At 64.6% G+C, this 17,295-nt stretch carries 16 protein-coding genes; 7 read left to right on the plus strand and 9 right to left on the minus strand.

What is annotated here, in order from left to right; genetic code table 11:
- Positions 1 to 160: 160 nt before the first annotated feature.
- The 3 genes from XH84_RS28535 to XH84_RS28545 form a co-directional block, all read right to left on the minus strand.
- Positions 161 to 907, minus strand: a complete 747-nt coding sequence (locus XH84_RS28535) for an outer membrane protein (RefSeq protein WP_128919459.1) — start codon at positions 905 to 907, stop codon at positions 161 to 163.
- Between the two features lie 227 nt (positions 908 to 1,134).
- Positions 1,135 to 1,827: an outer membrane protein gene (locus XH84_RS28540; protein WP_128919460.1), complete on the minus strand. Its 693-nt coding sequence runs from the start codon at positions 1,825 to 1,827 to the stop codon at positions 1,135 to 1,137.
- A 237-nt stretch (positions 1,828 to 2,064) separates the two neighbouring features.
- The gene (locus XH84_RS28545; RefSeq protein WP_128919461.1) at positions 2,065 to 2,847 is read right to left on the minus strand and encodes an outer membrane protein; all 783 of its coding nucleotides are present in this window, start codon (positions 2,845 to 2,847) and stop codon (positions 2,065 to 2,067) included.
- Positions 2,848 to 3,283: 436 nt separating this feature from the next.
- Between XH84_RS28545 and XH84_RS28550 the strand changes: the two genes are divergently transcribed.
- Both XH84_RS28550 and gyrA read left to right on the plus strand, forming a co-directional pair.
- Positions 3,284 to 3,781, plus strand: coding sequence for a single-stranded DNA-binding protein (locus tag XH84_RS28550; RefSeq protein ID WP_100174836.1), 498 nt, complete (start codon positions 3,284 to 3,286; stop codon positions 3,779 to 3,781).
- A 357-nt stretch (positions 3,782 to 4,138) separates the two neighbouring features.
- The gene (gyrA, locus tag XH84_RS28555; protein ID WP_128919462.1) at positions 4,139 to 6,883 is read left to right on the plus strand and encodes a DNA gyrase subunit A; all 2,745 of its coding nucleotides are present in this window, start codon (positions 4,139 to 4,141) and stop codon (positions 6,881 to 6,883) included.
- Between the two features lie 221 nt (positions 6,884 to 7,104).
- Here gyrA and XH84_RS28560 read toward each other — a convergent pair whose 3' ends face one another.
- Both XH84_RS28560 and XH84_RS28565 read right to left on the minus strand, forming a co-directional pair.
- Positions 7,105 to 8,958 carry a potassium transporter Kup gene (locus XH84_RS28560; protein ID WP_128919504.1) on the minus strand — a complete coding sequence of 618 codons (1,854 nt, stop codon included), beginning with the start codon at positions 8,956 to 8,958 and terminating at the stop codon, positions 7,105 to 7,107.
- 177 nt (positions 8,959 to 9,135) lie between these two features.
- On the minus strand, positions 9,136 to 9,393 hold the full coding sequence (locus tag XH84_RS28565; protein WP_128919463.1) for a hypothetical protein: 258 nt from the start codon (positions 9,391 to 9,393) through the stop codon (positions 9,136 to 9,138).
- A 269-nt stretch (positions 9,394 to 9,662) separates the two neighbouring features.
- On the opposite strand from XH84_RS28565, the gene coaD reads away from it, so the two are divergent.
- The 5 genes from coaD to queA all read left to right on the plus strand — a co-directional run bounded on the left by coaD (position 9,663) and on the right by queA (position 12,871).
- Entirely contained in the window at positions 9,663 to 10,160 is a 498-nt protein-coding gene (gene coaD, locus XH84_RS28570; protein ID WP_128919464.1) for a pantetheine-phosphate adenylyltransferase, read from the plus strand.
- Between the two features lie 36 nt (positions 10,161 to 10,196).
- Entirely contained in the window at positions 10,197 to 10,760 is a 564-nt protein-coding gene (locus XH84_RS28575; protein ID WP_128919465.1) for a peptidylprolyl isomerase, read from the plus strand.
- An 8-nt stretch (positions 10,761 to 10,768) separates the two neighbouring features.
- Complete coding sequence (locus XH84_RS28580) at positions 10,769 to 11,194, plus strand: hypothetical protein (protein ID WP_128919466.1); 426 nt, start codon at positions 10,769 to 10,771, stop codon at positions 11,192 to 11,194.
- Positions 11,191 to 11,655, plus strand: a complete 465-nt coding sequence (locus tag XH84_RS28585; RefSeq protein ID WP_128919467.1) for a peptidylprolyl isomerase — start codon at positions 11,191 to 11,193, stop codon at positions 11,653 to 11,655. Before XH84_RS28580 ends, XH84_RS28585 begins: the two co-directional genes overlap by 4 nt.
- A 121-nt stretch (positions 11,656 to 11,776) precedes the next feature.
- Complete coding sequence (queA, locus tag XH84_RS28590; protein WP_128919468.1) at positions 11,777 to 12,871, plus strand: tRNA preQ1(34) S-adenosylmethionine ribosyltransferase-isomerase QueA; 1,095 nt, start codon at positions 11,777 to 11,779, stop codon at positions 12,869 to 12,871.
- Between the two features lie 136 nt (positions 12,872 to 13,007).
- Here the strand turns inward: queA and XH84_RS28600 are convergent, their stop codons facing one another.
- From XH84_RS28600 to XH84_RS28615, 4 genes are all read right to left on the minus strand, one after another.
- Complete coding sequence (locus XH84_RS28600; protein WP_128919469.1) at positions 13,008 to 14,045, minus strand: aspartate-semialdehyde dehydrogenase; 1,038 nt, start codon at positions 14,043 to 14,045, stop codon at positions 13,008 to 13,010.
- Between the two features lie 248 nt (positions 14,046 to 14,293).
- Positions 14,294 to 14,893 (minus strand): PepSY domain-containing protein, encoded by a 600-nt coding sequence (locus XH84_RS28605; RefSeq protein ID WP_128919470.1) that lies wholly within the window; start codon positions 14,891 to 14,893, stop codon positions 14,294 to 14,296.
- Between the two features lie 251 nt (positions 14,894 to 15,144).
- Complete coding sequence (locus XH84_RS28610; protein WP_128919471.1) at positions 15,145 to 15,888, minus strand: TetR/AcrR family transcriptional regulator; 744 nt, start codon at positions 15,886 to 15,888, stop codon at positions 15,145 to 15,147.
- Positions 15,889 to 16,023: 135 nt separating this feature from the next.
- Entirely contained in the window at positions 16,024 to 17,232 is a 1,209-nt protein-coding gene (locus XH84_RS28615) for a patatin-like phospholipase family protein (protein ID WP_128919472.1), read from the minus strand.
- Positions 17,233 to 17,295 lie beyond the last annotated feature (63 nt).

The raw sequence follows: 17,295 nt of genomic DNA on the forward strand, positions 1-17,295 counted from the left end.
GAGGGAGTTGCGAATCGTCAACGGAATGTTGGCGCGCTGGCGGCATCTGGCAGCAGCAGGACGGAACTGCATGGAACGCGCATGGCCCAACAAGCAGGGCCAAACAAAAAGGCCGGCACGAGGCCGGCCTTTCGTAACGCGGAGAGTTGGGAGGCGAAGCTCAGTACTTCGCAACCACCGGGCCGCCGAAGGTGTAGTTGAGGCGGACCGTGCCCATATCGACGTCCTGCTTGATCCGATCGATACGGTCGTTGACGCCGAGAATCGTGAACGAGTTGTTGCGCTTGCCCATGAACAGATGGTCGTACTCGATCGCCACGGACCAGTTCGGCGCGAAACCAAATTCGAGGCCGGTGCCGACCGCGCCACCCCAGCGCGTCTCGCTTGCGCTATCAAGGACGACGCCGGCCAGCAGGCCGTTATATTTGGCGTGCGTGACGGCCGCGCCACCCTTCACGTACCAGAGCACGTTGTTCCAGGCATAGCCGACCTGACCGGTGAAGAGGCCAAGTGCGTCGATCTTGGTCTGGTTGACCAGGGGCCCAAGAACCAGGCTCGTGTTCGAGCCTTTCAGGTTGGCCCAGTCGCCTTGGGCTTCGAGACCGAACACCCAGTTGGTCGACTGCCAGCGATAGCCGAGCTGACCACCGACCACGCCGCCGGTTGCATTGTGGCAGCCCTCAGCCGTGTCCGGACCCGGCACGCCGAAGATGTTGTTGACGTCCCAGCAGTTGCGGCTCGATGCGCCGCCGCCGTTGATACCGAGGTAGAAACCGCTCCAATTGTACATCGCGATCGGCGCGACCGGAGCCTTGGTGTAGGGGCGGGCCGCCAAGTCGGCCGCCGAGGCCGGTGTCAACGCGCTCAATGCGAACAAACCAGCCGAAGCCAGCAAAACCTTCTTCATATCCATGTCCCCAGTATCCGGTTTCTCTTTCTTGCCTTCCGGAAGCGGAAGAGCAGCGGACCCCTATGACCCGACTGATGCCACAGCTTTACACCATTGAAGCCAAAGGTTGTGTCACCCTCGGGTCACATCTCTCCAAAAACGTGAGCTGCGGCTTGGCACCAGCCAAACAAAAAGGCCGGCGCAAGGCCGGCCTTTCGTAACGCGAGTAGCGTTTGAATCGTGGCTTAGTACTTGGCGACGACCGGGGCGCCGAAGTGATAGTTCACGCCGACCTGCACGGTGTGGAGGTTGAGCGTACCGGTGGGAATGGCGCCCGAGAAGTAGGTCTCGCCGCCGAGGCTGCGATAGAGGTACTCGCCCTTGACCGACCACTGCGGAGCGAAGAACGCCTCGACGCCCGCACCGACGGTCCAGCCGGAGTGGAACTTGCTGTCGGAGACCGAGAGGCCGCCCAGGGTGGCGGTGAGCTTGTTGTCGATCCAGGCGTAACCACCGGTGCCGTACAGCAGCACGTTGTTGACGGCCCAGCCGATGCGGCCGCGCACGGTGCCCATTGCATCGGTCTTGGAGCTCAGCGAGGCGGGGATGCCACCGACGCCGGCGACAGCAACCGTGCCAGCTGCCGAGGCGCTGACGTCAGCCCAGGCGCCATCGGCCTCGACACCGAACACGACGTTGCCGGTCTGCCAGTTGTAGCCGGCGGTCCCGCCGACGAAGCCACCCTGCATCTTCGGGTCGCCCGAAGAGGCTTCCCAGGCGCCGCCGCCGACGATACCGAGGTAGAAACCGGTCCAGTTGTAGACCGAAGCCATCGGAGCGACCGGAGCCTTGGTGTAGGGGCGAGCCGCGAGATCAGCAGCCGAAGCGGGGGCGGCCAGAGCGAACAAACAGGCCGAAGCCAACAAAACTTTCTTCATTTTCAACTTAATCCCAGTCCCAGTTTCTGTTGTTGCCTTCCGCGGGCGGAAGGGCAGCGGACTCAACGGCCCAACTGAGGCGGTGCTTACACCACTGAAGCTGCAAGTTGTGTCTCCGAAAAGCCACAGTGGTCGAAAAGGTGATGGTTACTGACTCATTGCACCAGCGGTCTATTTGAAAAGAAAAAGGCCGGCACTGAGGCCGGCCCTTCCGTTCTTCTGCGATATCCGAGGATATCAATACCTGGCGATCAGCGGGCCGCCGAAGCGATAATTCAGCCGAACCAGACCCATGTCGACGTCCTGGCCAATACGATCGCTTCCGAACGCAGCGCCCCCAGGGGTCGTGAAACCGATCGTGCGGTGGCCGAGGAAGATGTGGTCGTACTCGATTCCGAGCGACCAGTTCGGTGCAAATCCAAATTCCAAGCCGGCGCCAACGGTACCGCCCCAGCGGGTCTCGCGCGCCGATGCCAGCAGCGCGCCAGCGCCTGGCGTGCCTGCAGCGGCATAAACGTCGTACTTGTCGCCGACAACCGCGCCGCCGCCCTTCACATAGAACAACACGTTGTTCCAGGCGTAACCGACCTGACCCGTGATCAAGCCAAAAGCATCGATCCGGGAGCGGTTACGATCACCCGTGACCAAAGCGCTTCCAGGGAAGAGGGTGCTGACGTTGTCGCCCGAGAAGTCAGCCCAGTTACCCTGTCCTTCGAAGCCGAACACCCAATTGGCGGACTGCCAGCGATAGCCAATTTGGCCACCGACCGTGCCGCCTGTCGCATTGTGGCAACCCTCAGGCACAAGGGTGCCCGTCACCGGCGTCACGAAATCCCAGCACTTGTGGGACGAGCCGCCGCCACCGTTGATGCCGATGTAGAAGCCGCTCCAGTCGTAGATCGCGGCGACCGCCGGCGCGGGGGCCTTGGTGTAGGGACGCGCAGCGAGATCCGCCGCGCTTGCAGGGGCCGACAGCCCCAACGCTATTGCACTGATTGCACCAAACAAAATCTTATTCATTGCAGTCTCCCCAAGTTCGTCCGCTTCTCGATGTCCTCGAAGCGGTTGATCAGATGCGACGCCCAGATGAACAATTCCGAGGCAATCGTAGCTTAGCGAAAGAGCAGAGTCCGTCTCCGGAATGCCACACTTGGCGGGCGACTTGCGGGTTCCAACTTGATGAATGTTAAGTGTTTTTTCCCGTTATGTGGAACCGGGGAAAGTTCCATCTCGGATTGGTTTTTCGCCGCGGCCGAGTCAGCGGGCAACGGGTCCCAAGCAGCGAAGAACAAATCTGGAACATGGCGGCGGTCGATGCTATATGTGGGGATAACCCCGGGGGTGCTGGGCTGAGCGGCGCCCGCGAGCGTATAGGGTCGCCTCAACAGGGCGCAGAGGAACGCGGGCAGCGCGCTCGGCCTTTTGAAATCAGTGGCATTCGGAGTGGAGAGCGGCGATGGCGGGAAGCGTCAACAAGGTCATTCTGGTTGGAAACCTCGGCAAGGATCCTGAAATCCGCCGCACCCAGGACGGGCGGCCGATTGCGAATTTGAGCATCGCCACCTCGGAAACCTGGCGCGACAAGAATACCGGCGAGCGCAAGGAAAAGACCGAGTGGCATCGCGTCGTGATCTTCAACGAAGGGCTCTGCAAGGTCGCCGAGCAGTACCTGAAGAAGGGCGCGAAGGTTTACATCGAGGGGGCGCTCCAGACCCGCAAATGGACCGACCAGAGCGGCGTCGAGAAGTACTCGACCGAGGTCGTGCTCCAGGGCTTCAACTCGACCCTGACGATGCTCGATGGCCGCGGCGGTGGCGGAGGGGGCGGCAGCTTCGGTGACGAACCGGGCGGCGATTTCGGCTCCTCCGGCCCGGTCAGCAGCGCGCCGCGCCGTCCCGTTGCCGCCGGCGGCGGTGGCCGCAACAGCGACATGGACGACGATATCCCGTTCTGAGAACGGATCGGACGATGGAGGGCGCTGGCCGGGCTCAGGGGCGCCTTCCACGTCGTGTCAGCGAACCTTGCTAATCGGCAGAAAGGGCTCGGGATTTCCGGGCCCGTTTCATGTTCGGCTTGAACGCGGCTTGCGCGGGGGCAAAACGAGCCGATGGGGCGCTCTCGCGGCATGATGGACCCTGTGGCAGGGGCGATTTTGGAAGACCGGTTCCAGGTTCATTCCAGGCGCTCCTTCCAACGCCGTAAGTCATTGGAAAAATAAGCGGAAAAAGCGCTTCCCAGCCTTCGCCAAGGGTGGTTATCAGGGGCACGATGCGCTATATGATTCCCAGACAAAAACTCACCGGATTCCCCCTTGGCTGACGACGACAACAAGCCCGGCGACCAGCCGGCGCAACCCTCGGACATTCGCCCCGTCTCCATCCTCGACGAGATGAAGAAGTCCTATCTCGACTACGCCATGAGCGTGATCGTGTCGCGTGCGCTGCCCGATGCGCGCGACGGTCTGAAGCCGGTGCACCGCCGCATCCTGTTCTCGATGAACGAGGAAGGCTATACGCCCGACAAGAAGCACAAGAAGTCGGCCGGTATCGTCGGCGACGTCATGGGCCAATACCATCCGCATGGCGACCAGGCGATCTACGACTCGCTGGTGCGCATGGCGCAGCCCTTCTCGATGCGCGAATTGCTGGTGGACGGGCAGGGCAATTTCGGCTCGGTCGACGGCGATCCGCCCGCGGCGATGCGCTACACCGAATCGCGCCTCACCAAGATCGCGCTGAAGCTTTTGGAAGACATCGACAACGAGACCGTCGACTTTCAGGACAATTATGACGGTTCGACCAGGGAGCCGGTGGTTCTGCCGGCGCGCTTCCCGAATTTGCTGGTCAACGGCGCCGGCGGCATTGCCGTCGGCATGGCCACCAACATCCCGCCTCACAATCTCGGCGAGGTCATCGACGCCTGCCTGGCATTGATCGACAATCCGTCGCTGACCATCGACGAGCTCAATAACATCATCCCGGGCCCGGATTTTCCGACCGGCGGCATCATCCTCGGACGCCAGGGCATCCGCAGCGCCTACCATCTCGGCCGCGGCTCCATCGTGATGCGCGGCAAGGTCGCGTTCGAGACCATCCGCAAGGATCGCGAGGCGATCGTCATCACCGAGATTCCGTATCAGGTGAACAAGGCGACGATGGTCGAGCGCATTGCCGAACTGTACAAGGAAAAGAAGATCGAGGGCATTTCCGATCTGCGCGACGAGTCCGACCGCGACGGCTACCGCGTCGTCGTCGAGCTCAAGCGCGACGCCATGCCCGACGTCGTGCTGAACCAGCTCTACAAGTTCACGCCGTTGCAAACCAGTTTTGGCGTCAACGCCGTCGCGCTCGATTCCGGCCGTCCGCAGACGATGAACCTGAAGGACTTGCTGACGATCTTCGTCGGCTTCCGTGAGCAGGTCGTCACCCGCCGCACCAAGTACAAGCTGCGCAAGGCGCGCGAACGCGCGCACGAGCAGGTTGGCCTTGCCATCGCGGTTGCCAATATCGACGAGATCATTCGCGTCATCCGCACCTCGCCGACACCGGCTGTCGCGCGCGACACCCTGATGACGCGCGACTGGCCGGCGCGCGATGTCGAGGACATCATCACGCTGATCGATGATCCCCGCCACCGCATCAACGAGGACGGCACCATCCGCCTGTCGCTGGATCAGGCCAAAGCCATCCTCGAGCTGCGGCTGGCGCGCCTCACCGCGCTCGGCCGCGACGAGATCGGCGGCGAGCTGGCAAAACTCGCCGGCGAGATCGGAGACTATCTTGCGATCCTGCGCTCGCGCGCCCGCATCCTCGACATCATCAAGACCGAGCTCGCCGAAGTGAAGGCCGAGTTCGCCACGCCGCGCCGCACCGTGATCATGGAGCAGGAGGGCGAGGTCGAGGATGAGGACCTGATCCAGCGCGAGGACATGGTCGTCACCGTCTCGCACGCCGGCTACGTCAAGCGCGTGCCATTGTCGGCCTACCGGGCGCAGCGCCGCGGCGGCAAGGGCCGCTCCGGCATGCAGACCCGCGACGAGGATTTCGTCAGCCGCCTGTTCGTGGCTTCCACGCACACGCCGGTGCTGTTCTTCTCCTCGCGCGGCCAGGTCTACAAGGAGAAGGTCTGGCGTCTGCCGGTGGCGGCGCCGAACGCGCGCGGCAAGGCGCTGATCAACATCCTGCCGCTGGAGCAGGGTGAGCGCATCACCACCATCATGCCGCTGCCGGAGGACGAATCCACCTGGGCCAACCTCGACGTGATGTTCGCCACGACGGGCGGCAACGTCCGGCGCAACAAGCTGTCGGACTTCGTCGACGTCCGCCGCTCCGGCATCATCGCGATGAAGCTCGACGACAACGAGGCGATCGTCGACGTGCAGATCTGCACCGAGCGCGACGACGTGCTGCTGACCGCCGCCGGCGGTCAGTGCATCCGCTTCCCCGTCACCGACGTGCGCGTGTTCACCGGGCGCACCTCGATGGGCGTGCGCGGCATCGCGCTCGCCGACGGCGACAAGGTGATCTCGCTGGCGATCCTGCGCCACGTCGAGACCACGTCCGACGAGCGCTCGGCCTACCTGAAGATGCGCCGCGCGGTCGCCGGCGAAGCCGCGGCGGAAGAGGCGCCAGTGGATGCCGAGGCCGAGGAGGCGTCCGGCAGCTTCCAGCTCGCGCAGGAACGTTACGCCGAGATGTCGGCCCAGGAGCAGGTCGTGCTCACCGTCTCCGTCAACGGCTACGGCAAGCGGACCTCGTCCTACGAGTACCGGACCACGGGACGCGGCGGCAAAGGCATCGTCGCCATGAGCGTCAACAACCGCAACGGCAATCTGGTCGCCTCGTTCCCGGTGGAGGACGCCGATCAGATCATGCTGGTCACCGACAACGGCCAGCTGATCCGCTGCCCGGTCGAAGGCATCCGCATCGCGGGCCGCTCGACCCAAGGTGTCATCGTATTCGACACCGCCGAGGACGAGCATGTGGTGTCGGTCGAGCACATCACGGAAGAGGCGGAGAGCGGGAATGGGGCGAATGGGGAGTCAAGCGGGGAGTGATGTGTCACCCCTCGTAGCCCGCGCCCCAATCTCCACTGTCGTCCCGGATAAGCGAAGCGCAGATCCGGGACCTCAGCGCGAGCGCTTGCGCTCGTCGCGATAGCCAAGGGAGACGTTCGGCGAAGACTCGGAGTTGCCGGTCTCGCGCGGCAACTCCTCCCTGTGGTTATGGGTCCCCGCGTCCACGGGGACGACCCCGAAGATGTCGTGCGGTCATCGCCCTAAATCTCCAGCTCGGTGCCGAACTCCACGACCTGCTTGGTCGGCACGCCGAAGAAGGCGGCCGAGCGCTCGGCGTTGCGCTGCAGGAAGGCGAACACGCCTTCGCGCCAGACCCACATGCCCGGCACGTCCTCGCGCGGAATGATGGTCTCGCGGCCGACGTAATAGGTGATCTCGGACAGGTCGATGCCGGCCAGCTTGCCCTGGCGGCAGACCAGCTGCAGCCCTTCATAGATCGTCGGATTCTGCATGAAGCCGTAATGCAGGATGATGCGGGTGATGCCGGGGATGATCTCGATCACCTCGGCGCGCTCCTCGTCCGCGATGTGCGGCGATTCCTCGATCAGCACGGTGACCAGCAACACGCGCTCATGCAGCACGCGGTTGTGCCTGACGAACTGGGTGAGCGCGAGCGGCACGCCGCGCGGCGCGGAGGCCAGGTACACGGCGGTCCCGGGCAGCCTCGCATGGCATTTGTTGACGGCGGTCTCGATCAGATCCTCCTCGGGCTGGCGCAGCCGGGCGCGTGCCGCTTCGACCAGCTTCACGCCGGCCCGCCAGGTCAGCATCAGGAAGGCGACGAGGCCGGCGAGCAGCAGCGGAAACCAGCCGCCCTCGAACAGCTTGATCGAGTTCGCCGAGAAGAAGATCAGATCGATGACGAAGAAGAAACCGTTCACGGCAACGACGAGCCAGGGCGAAAAGCCCCACTGGATCGCGACCAACGCGGCCAGCAGCGTGGTGATCGCCATCAGCAGCGAGACCGCGATGCCATAGGCGCCGGCAAGCGCGTCCGAGGAGCCGAAGCTCAGGACGGCGCCCAGCGTCGCGGCGGCGAGCAGCCAGTTCACCAGCGGCACGTAGATCTGGCCGATCGCATCGCTGGTGGTGTGGCGGATCTGCATGCGCGGCAGGAAGCCGAGCTGGATCGATTGCTGCGTCAGCGAGAACACGCCGGAGATGATCGCCTGCGAGGCGATCACGGTCGCGACCGTCGAGAAGGCGACGAGCAGATAATGCAGGGCGTCGGGGCAGAGCTGGAAGAACGGGTTCTCGATCATCGTGGGATCGGTGATCAGCAGCGCGGCCTGGCCGAAATAGTTCAGCACCAGGGCGGGTAGGCAGATCGCGAACCAGGCCAGCCGGATTGGCAGCCGGCCGAAATGTCCCATGTCGGCATACATGGCCTCGCCGCCGGTCACCGCGAGAAAGGCCGCGCCGAGGATTCCGAACGAGATGTGGAAATCCTGGTGGATCAGGAATTCGAAGGCATAGAGCGGGCTGAGGGCCGCCAGCACCCCCGGCGCCTTGACGATGCCGTGGATGCCGAGCGCGGCGAGCACGACGAACCAGGCCAGCATCACCGGTCCGAAGATGCGGCCGATGAAGCCGGTGCCCCGCTTCTGCATCATGAACAGGCCGATCAGGATGGCGACGGTCAGGGGCACCACGACGGGCGCGAGCGAGGGGGCGTCGACCTTGAGGCCCTCGATGGCGCTGAGCACGGAGATTGCCGGCGTGATCGCGCCATCGCCATAGAGCAGCGCGGCTCCGATCAGGCCGACCACCAGGAGATGGGCACGCCAGGTGCCGGGTTGGGCGTGGCGGGCATGCAGCAGCGCCAGCAGCGCGACGATGCCGCCTTCGCCGCGGTTGTCCGCGCGCAGGATCAACAGCGCATATTTCAGCGAGATGATCAGCAGCAGCGCCCAGAGGATTAGCGAGGCAACCCCGAGGACCGCGTCGTGACTGAGTGTACCGCCATGGGCGGCCGCCTTGGCGGCTTCCTTCAGGGCGTAGAGGGGGCTGGTGCCAATATCGCCATAGACCACCCCGAGGGCGCCCATGGTCATGGCAAGCGGCAGCGGATCGGGATGATGGCCGGAAGCGGCGGCTTGTGTGCTGGACAACGGCGCCCCCAATGGGATCGCGCCCGACGGGCCATTCCGACGGGCGCGAGCGTCACGCAGTGTGCGACGAGACGCCGCAAAACTCCACGGGGTTTATATGACGCGAAGCTGACAGACCGGCTACGGCGTGCGGTTGGCGGTTACGAGGCGCGCCTCGCGAATCGTCGCCTTGGTGCCGGCCTTGCGCAGGCACGAGGTCTCGAAATTCGGCCAGGCCTGCTGCGAGCAGTCCTTGCCGATGGCGCGGATATCGAGCCGGTCGCTCTTGGCCAGCGGCTGCGGCACGCTGGCTTCGACCGTCGGGGCAAAGCCGGGCAGGAGGGTCAGAGCGGCAGCAACGCACGCGGAGATCATAATCGCCGAGAGAGCCTTGATCATTGACAGTCCCCTGTGATGCGGCCGCCTACGCCCAGTGTGCGGCCCGTCGTTCGTTGGCCGGATTAGTAACCATGGCCAGTTTCCGGACGTCTTCGCCGGCGCGGGAAATGGTTTCGTGTCCGCCCCGGTTTGTTTCGTGACCGCTCTCAGGACGAAACAAACCGGCCATCGCCGACACGGCCGGCGGGATATTTTGCCGGAAACGACCAAGGAAAGGCCAAGGAACCTGCCCGGCTTGCCGGGCCGGGCCGGGCGCGGTAGGAGGGGACATGCCGCGTATTGCCTTCTATCCCGGTTCCTTCGACCCCATCACCAACGGCCATCTGGACGTGGTCCGGCACAGCGTGTCGCTGTGCGACAAGCTCGTGGTCGCGATCGGGGTCCACCCTGGCAAGAAGCCGCTGTTCTCGACCGAGGAGCGGTTGAAGATGCTCTATGACGTCTGCGGGCCGGTGGCGGCCAAGGCCGGCTGCGTGCTCGAAGCCGTGACGTTTGACGATCTGTCGGTGACGTCGGCGCGCAAGCACGGTGCGACGATCATGATTCGGGGCCTGCGCGACGGCAGTGACCTCGACTACGAGATGCAACTCGCCGGCATGAACGAGGCGATGGCGCCGGAGGTGCACACGGTCTTCCTGCCGGCCTCGCCGATGGTCCGCCCGATCACCGCCACTTTGGTGCGCCAGATCGCCGGCATGGGTGGGGACGTCTCGGCCTTCGTCCCGCCGATTGTCGCGGCCCAGCTCAAGACAAAATTCGCCGAATAACGGCGCGCTTCATCTTCCTTCTGATCCGGAGTTGTCATGATCCGAATTCTCGCAGTCCTTGCCGCGCTTCTGTTCGCGGTGCCGGCGGTGGCGCAGCAATTGCCGGCCAACCTCGACAAGGCCAACGCCATCGTCATCGACAGCACCAAGGGCCGTATCGTCATCAAGCTGCGCACCGATATCGCGCCCCAGCACGCCGAGCGCATCAAGCAGCTCGCGCGCGAGGGTTACTACAACAACGTGCCGTTCCATCGCGTCATGGACGGCTTCATGGCGCAGACCGGCGACGGCCAGAACTTCAACGGCACCGGCGGATCGAAATATCCGAACCTGAAGCAGGAATTCTCCAAGGTGCATTTTGCCCGCGGCATTGTCGGCATGGCCCGGCGCGGCGACAGCGTCGACAGCGCCAACTCGCAGTTCTTCATCATGTTCGCCGACGGCGGCAGCCTCGATGGCCAGTACACCGTGGTCGGTGAGGTCGTGCAGGGCATGGACGTCGTCGACAAGCTGAAGAAGGCTCCGCCGGGCTCCGCCGGCGGCGCCGTGACCGATCCCGACAAGATGGTGAAGGTGCAGGTCGCCTCCGACATCAAATAGGAGAGACGATGGCGCGCCGTGGCAAAAAGCTTATCGTAGCTGCTGCGGCGCTCCTGCTTGGCCTCTCCAGCGCGGCCGCCGAGGACGCGCAGGTCAACACCATCCAGGACATCTTCCGGCATCTGCGCACGTGCTGGAGACCGCCGCCGCCGAACAAGGCTCGCCCACTCGACATCACCGTCGTCGTGAGCTTTAACCGGGCCGGAAACATTCTGGGCCATCCGAGGATTACCTATGAATCCGCGGAGGCCACCGACAATGACCGGCTGCAATACCGGATCGCGGTCATGGAGGCGTTGCAACGCTGCACGCCGGTGCCATTTACCGATGCAATGGCCGGCGCCGCCGCGGGACGTCCATTCGCGATCCAGTTCCGTAACCGCAAAACGTCACCTGACAAGACCTCACCCCCAACGCAAGAGAGACGAGCATGAGCGTCACCGAAAACACCCTGATCCTCGAGACCACGCAGGGCCCCGTCACCATCGAAATGCGGCCCGACCTCGCGCCCGGCCATGTCGCCCGCATCAAGGAACTGGTCCGCGAGGGCTTTTACGACGGCATCGTGTTCCACCGCGTGATCGAGGGCTTCATGGCGCAGACAGGCTGCCCGCAGGGTACCGGCACCGGCGGCTCGGGCAAGAAGCTGAAGGCCGAGTTCAGCAAGGAGCCGCATGTGCGCGGCACCGCCTCGATGGCGCGCGCCGCCAATCCCGATTCCGGCGACAGCCAGTTCTTCATCTGCTTCGACGACGCCCGCTTCCTCGACAACCAGTACACGGTGTGGGGCAAGGTCACCGAGGGCATGGAGAACGTCGACAAGATCAAGCGCGGCGAGCCGGTGCAGAACCCCGACAAGATCGTCAAGGCGCGGATGGCCGCGGATAAGGAATAGGCCGATTGGTCGGTGTCATGCCCCGCGCAGGCGGGGCATCCAGTAACCACCAGCGGCGGTTACGACCAAGATCGTGAGTACTGGATCGCCCGCCTGCGCGGGCGATGACAAGTTCCGGGACATGCGTACCGATCTCTTCGACTTCGACCTGCCAGCCGAGCGCATCGCGTTGCGCCCGGCGAGCCCGCGCGACTCCGCGAAAATGCTGGTCGTGGAGAACGGCGCGTTGCGCGACCAGACCATCGCGGACCTGCCGTCATGGCTGAAGGCGGGCGACCAGCTCGTCGTCAACGACACCAAGGTGATCGCGGCCCAATTGAAGGGCCGCCGCATCGGCCGCGAGACCGAGCCCAGAATCGAGGCGACGCTGATCAAACGGCTCGACGGCTCGCGCTGGCAGGCGCTGGTGAAACCCGCCAAGAAGCTTGTCGCCGGCGACCGCATCCGCTTCGGCAACGAAGGCAAGGTCTGCCTGCTCGGCCATCTCGACGCCGAGGTCGAGGCCAAGGGCAGCGAGGGCGAGGTGACGCTGTCGTTCTCATTCCACGGCCCCGCGCTGGACCAGGCCATCGCCGATCTCGGCAGCCCGCCGCTGCCGCCCTACATCGCCTCGAAGCGTACGCCCGACGATCAGGACCTCACCGACTACCAGACCATGTTCGCCGTGAACGAAGGCGCGGTCGCTGCGCCCACCGCGGGGCTGCATTTCACGCCGGTGCTGGAGCACGCGCTGCTCGCGCGCGGCGTCGGCATCAACCAGGTCACGCTGCATGTCGGGGCAGGGACGTTCCTTCCCGTGAAGGTCGACGACACCGAAGGCCACAAGATGCATGCCGAGTGGGGCACGATCCCGGCTGAGACGGCGGAACGTCTCAACAGCGCCCGAAAGAACGGCGGCCGCATCATCGCCGTCGGCACCACGTCATTGCGGCTGCTCGAGAGCGCAGCGCGCGAGGACGGCACGATCCAGCCCTTCGCGGCCGAGACCGCGATCTTCATCACCCCAGGCTATCGCTTCCGCGCCGTCGATGTCCTGATGACCAATTTCCACTTGCCGAAGTCGACGCTGTTCATGCTGGTGTCGGCATTCTCGGGGCTTGAGACGATGAAGGCGGCGTACGCGCACGCGATTGCGAATGGGTACCGGTTTTACTCGTATGGCGATGCGTGCTTGTTGTTTCGGGCAACAAGCGCAGCTCCATCACCGTCACCCTGAGGTGCTCGCCTCTTCAGCGAGCCTCGAAGGGCGACGGCCCGGATGTCGCACCTCGGCCGCGCATCCTTCGAGGCTCCCGGCGCGATGCTTAACGCATCGCGCCACTCGCGCCTCAGGATGACGGGTCGAGACTGCGTTACGCCATCACCCGCTGCGGCAGGAGCTCGGCGATTTGTACCGCGTTCAGCGCTGCGCCCTTGAGCAGCTGATCGGCCGCCACGAACATCGAGATCGAATGCCCGCTGGCGTCGCTGAGATCCTTGCGGATGCGGCCGACCAGGACGTCGTCCTGACCCGAGGCGTCGATCGGCATCGGGAAGTAGTTCTTGGCGCGGTCGTCGACCACCTTCACGCCGGGCGCCTGCGCCATGATGGCGCGGACCTGATCCTCGCTGATCGGCTTCTCGCATTCGAAGGTGATGGCCTCGCAATGGGCGCGCAGCACCGGCACGCGGACGCAGGTGACGCCGATCGCGATCTTGTCGTCCTCGAAGATCTTGCGGGTCTCCTTGATGACCTTGGTCTCTTCGTCGTTGTAGCCGGTCTCGGGGTCGACGGCCGTGTTGTGGTTGAAGAGGTTGAAGGCGTAGGGGTGCGGCATCACCTTCGGCGTATAGACCTGCCCGTTGAGATTGGCGCGGGTGGATTCGACCAGCTCCTCCATCGCGGCGGCACCGGCGCCGCTAGCGGCCTGGTAGGTCGAGATGATGACGCGCTTGATGCGGTTCTTCTGATGGATCGGCCACAGCGGCACCAGCGCCGTGATCGCCGCGCAGTTCGGATTGGCAATGATGCCCTTGTGGTCGCGGATGCGGTTTGCGTTGATCTCGGGGATCACCAGCGGCACGTTCGGGTCCATGCGGAAGGCGGAGGAATTGTCGACCACGACCGCACCGGCCTTGACCGCGATCGGCGCATACTTCCTGGAGATGCTGCCGCCGGCGGAGAACAGGGCGATATCGACACCTTCGAAGGACCGCTCGGTCAGCTCCTCGATCACGACCGGCTGGCCGCGGAACGACACCGTCTTGCCCGCCGAGCGGGCGCTGGCGAGCGCCTTGAGCTTGCCGACGCGAAAGCCGCGCTTGTCCATGGTGGCGATGAATTCGGCGCCCACCGCACCGGTGACGCCGACAATCGCGACGACGGGATCGTTACTCACTTTGTCCTCCATTGAGATTTGCGAATAAGACAACAAAAAAGCCCCGGACCATCGAGGGCGGGGCTTGCCGTAGAGTTGATGCGTTTAAGTCGACGACCTACGCGCGCACGCCTCCCCGGGCCCCTGGGGCCGTGGTGGTTTTGGTCGTGCGTTTGGTGGTCGTGAACATGGCGGCGACTTATGCGGGAGAGTCTTGCGCCCGTCAATGGCTTTTCGCCCCGGTTAGTGCCGGGGGCGAACCTGCCGCTATTTCGCAGCCGCTATTTCCTGGCGCCCGGGGGCTGCAGGATGACCTCCTTGAGGTCATCGCCGCTGATCACGACGATCGCAAAATTGAGTCGGCCGCGTTCGCGCACTAATCCGCCGCTGATCGCCTTGCCCGAGGCCGCACGTTCGGCGACGCGGACGGCGTCGGCGAGACGGTGCCTGATCGCACCGAGGGCAGCGAGATTGTCGCGGTCCTCGTGATCGAGCTCGGCGAGGGGCAGGGCGGCCTCCCCACCGACGAGCTCGCCGGTCGCAGCATTGATGGTGTGGCGCCAGATCCGGTCGTTGTGCAGAGTCTTCACCCGATACACCGGCACGCGGGCGGCTCCGTCGAAACTCACGTCCGCCGTGGTGGCCCCGGCGTGGCGGGCTTCGGCGATCGCCATGGCCTGGCTGATCGAGATCGACGAGCTGCGGAAGCGCTCGATCTCGCGGCTGACGGCCTGGCGGTCAGCTTCGGCATCGTTATCTGTATCGCTGTGAAGGGCCGTGGGCGTGCCCGTGGTCACGATCGCCCGGGCAGGCGCGGCGAGGAGGAGAGCGGATAGGCTGATCGCCAGTAGCGGCAAGATCCAGTGGTTGGTCGTCTTCATGCTCGAAACCTCTGACCGGCGAGTAGGGCCTGATCATCCGAAAGAAGACGCGGCCGACCTTGGGCGTCGGTCGGCCGCGGAGCGACGTGACGGGCTGTACCCGTCGCGGCGATCGAAGCGGTACGGACCTCTTTGGGGCTGGTGAAAAAGCGGTCCGCATCGCCTTATAACGAAACCATACCGTATCGTTTTATTTCGGTCAACGCGCCGGCGGTGTCCGTGTGGGGATAGATCGGGCGTTCACGGAATTGTCAGCGGGAGGGACGGCGGCGTTGCGTGCCCTTGGCATCCTGGACGCGGCCGGCGGGCCCCAGCGCGCCGGCCAGGAACAGCTTGATCGCCGCGCGCATGCGCTTTTCGGCGGCTTTCATCTCGAGGGCCGTTCCGAAGGTCGCCATGCGGTGGGTGTGACCGACGACCACGTCGAGAAACACCTCGGCTGCAATGGTGGTGTCCTCGACGTCGAGCGCGCCCTGCGCCACCAGATGGTCGAAGAAGCGCGCGGTGGTGGCAACCGCCTTGAGCCAGCCTTCCTCCTTGCCGAGCTTGGCGACGTCGGGGAAATTGATCGCCTGCGACGTCATCATGCGGCTGAAGGCGACGGCGTCGGGGCCGCAGGTGAATGTCAGCATCTCGCGTCCGATCTCGATCAGCCGCTGCTCGACCGAGATGTCCGCAAGGCTGCTGAGCTGCGTTTCCGCGGCGGCGGACAGTGGCGCAAGCCAGCGCGCGATCTCGCGCCTCAGCACGGCGGCAAACAGGCCGCGCTTGTCGCCGTAGCGGGAATAGACGGTGGGCTTGCTCACCCGGGCCGCTTCCGCGACCGCGTCAAGCGAGGTCGCATCGAAGCCGCGGTCCAGGAACAGGCGGGTGGCGACCTCGATCAGCCGCTGGTCGCGCTCGATGGCGGCGGTCTTCGTCGGCCGGCCACCGCGGGATTTCGGCACCTCGCGCCGCGGCGCTGCCGCTCTCGTCTTGGTCGCAGTCAATCCCATGCCCACTGATTCCTGCGCGTTTCGGACAGTCGTCATTCGCTCTATATCGCGCAGGAGCCGAGGCGTCATCGCGAATCTGGCCGAATTGGCCGTATCGTCAACGGTTTCGGCACAGCCTCGTTCCGCCACCGGTTCTCACGGCACCGTCGAGCTCCAGGCCTGACCGGAAGCGGCCTTGTCATATCCGTATTGATAGAGCGCCCGCATATAGGCGGTGTCGAACCCTTCCGACGGCGGCGCCGGATATTCGCGCGCGATGTAGGAGAGATGAAAGCCGAGACGGTTGCGCCTCGCGAAATCATAGGTCGAGAAGATGATCGAGCGCGTCTGTGACTGGGTGATCGCCGACAAGCTGCGCGAGGCGACGTCGATGGTGCCGTTGGAGACGAGCTCGAAATTGCGTTCGATCTTTTTGTTGACGAGGATGTAGATGTCCATCTTCGCGCTGCCCGGCAGTCGGCTGCCCTGGAATAGCAGGGCTTCCGGCAGCGTCAGCACCGGCGCGGTCACGCCGCCGTCGACATGCATCTCCTGAAACTTGCGGCCCTGGCCCTCGGCGTCGATCATGATTGGCGGAAACACCAGGGGAATGCTGGCGGAGGCCGCCATCACGTCGCGAAACAGCTTGAGCGCCTCGGGCGTGCCGACGGCGGCGATCTTGCCCATGTCCCAGATCGCGGTGCGCTGGGTGTCGAGGTCGGTCGTCACGATCAGCAGCTTTCGCCCCTTGGCGTTTTCGCGCGCGACCTGCGCCAGGATCTCCGGCCCGACATACCGGGCCACCAGCTCGCGCAGCCGCGTGTTGCCGAACAGGCCGGATCCGAACAGCACGCGCATGATGCTGGGATCGTTCAACAGGCTTTCCGCGATGCCGCTGGTGTAGACCTCCTTCAGCGTGTCGTCGTATTGCGAGCCGAGAAACGCGAACGGCGCGATCAGGCCGCCGGTACTGACGCCCGAGACGACGGAGAAAGTGGGTCGGGTTCTCGCCGCGGTCCAGCCGTTGAGCACGCCGACGCCGTAGGCGCCATCGGCGCCGCCGCCGGAGAGCGCCAGATAGGTCTTCGCCGCGGTGCTGGTGTCCTTCTCGAAGCTGAATTTCGTGATGGGTTCGTCGGCGTAGCGCCTGAGGCCATCGATCTCGAGCACGCGCGATGTGCTGGCTTCAGTGGCCGTGTAGGGCGTGCGGGGCAGGGAGGTGCAGGCGGCGAGCGCCAGGCTGCACGTCAGGACCAGGAATCCGGTCAGGCGGCCGCCTGTCTGCCTGATCCAGTCATGGGAGCGGCCGGAGAGGTCAGTCGAACACGAAGGAAGGGGCATTGTCGGTGGCTGGCGATCACACATTTGGCGCCGCCGGCAAGTCTCGCCGCGGCACCTCGTCCAGCCCCGTAGTAAAACTATACGGTA

This window comes from Bradyrhizobium nanningense, from assembly GCF_004114535.1.
GTDB lineage: Bacteria > Pseudomonadota > Alphaproteobacteria > Rhizobiales > Xanthobacteraceae > Bradyrhizobium > Bradyrhizobium nanningense.

Bases quoted from the DNA above. Each gene is read 5' to 3' on its own strand.
- XH84_RS28535 (WP_128919459.1), bottom strand. From the start codon at position 907: ATGAAGAAGGTTTTGCTGGCTTCGGCTGGTTTGTTCGCATTGAGCGCG.
- XH84_RS28540 (WP_128919460.1), bottom strand. From the start codon at position 1,827: ATGAAGAAAGTTTTGTTGGCTTCGGCCTGTTTGTTCGCTCTGGCCGCC.
- XH84_RS28545 (WP_128919461.1), bottom strand. From the start codon at position 2,847: ATGAATAAGATTTTGTTTGGTGCAATCAGTGCAATAGCGTTGGGGCTG.
- XH84_RS28550 (WP_100174836.1), top strand. From the start codon at position 3,284: ATGGCGGGAAGCGTCAACAAGGTCATTCTGGTTGGAAACCTCGGCAAG.
- XH84_RS28560 (WP_128919504.1), bottom strand. From the start codon at position 8,958: ATGACCATGGGCGCCCTCGGGGTGGTCTATGGCGATATTGGCACCAGC.
- XH84_RS28565 (WP_128919463.1), bottom strand. From the start codon at position 9,393: ATGATCAAGGCTCTCTCGGCGATTATGATCTCCGCGTGCGTTGCTGCC.
- coaD (WP_128919464.1), top strand. From the start codon at position 9,663: ATGCCGCGTATTGCCTTCTATCCCGGTTCCTTCGACCCCATCACCAAC.
- XH84_RS28575 (WP_128919465.1), top strand. From the start codon at position 10,197: ATGATCCGAATTCTCGCAGTCCTTGCCGCGCTTCTGTTCGCGGTGCCG.
- XH84_RS28580 (WP_128919466.1), top strand. From the start codon at position 10,769: ATGGCGCGCCGTGGCAAAAAGCTTATCGTAGCTGCTGCGGCGCTCCTG.
- XH84_RS28585 (WP_128919467.1), top strand. From the start codon at position 11,191: ATGAGCGTCACCGAAAACACCCTGATCCTCGAGACCACGCAGGGCCCC.
- queA (WP_128919468.1), top strand. From the start codon at position 11,777: ATGCGTACCGATCTCTTCGACTTCGACCTGCCAGCCGAGCGCATCGCG.
- XH84_RS28600 (WP_128919469.1), bottom strand. From the start codon at position 14,045: ATGGAGGACAAAGTGAGTAACGATCCCGTCGTCGCGATTGTCGGCGTC.
- XH84_RS28605 (WP_128919470.1), bottom strand. From the start codon at position 14,893: ATGAAGACGACCAACCACTGGATCTTGCCGCTACTGGCGATCAGCCTA.
- XH84_RS28610 (WP_128919471.1), bottom strand. From the start codon at position 15,888: ATGGGATTGACTGCGACCAAGACGAGAGCGGCAGCGCCGCGGCGCGAG.
- XH84_RS28615 (WP_128919472.1), bottom strand. From the start codon at position 17,232: ATGTGTGATCGCCAGCCACCGACAATGCCCCTTCCTTCGTGTTCGACT.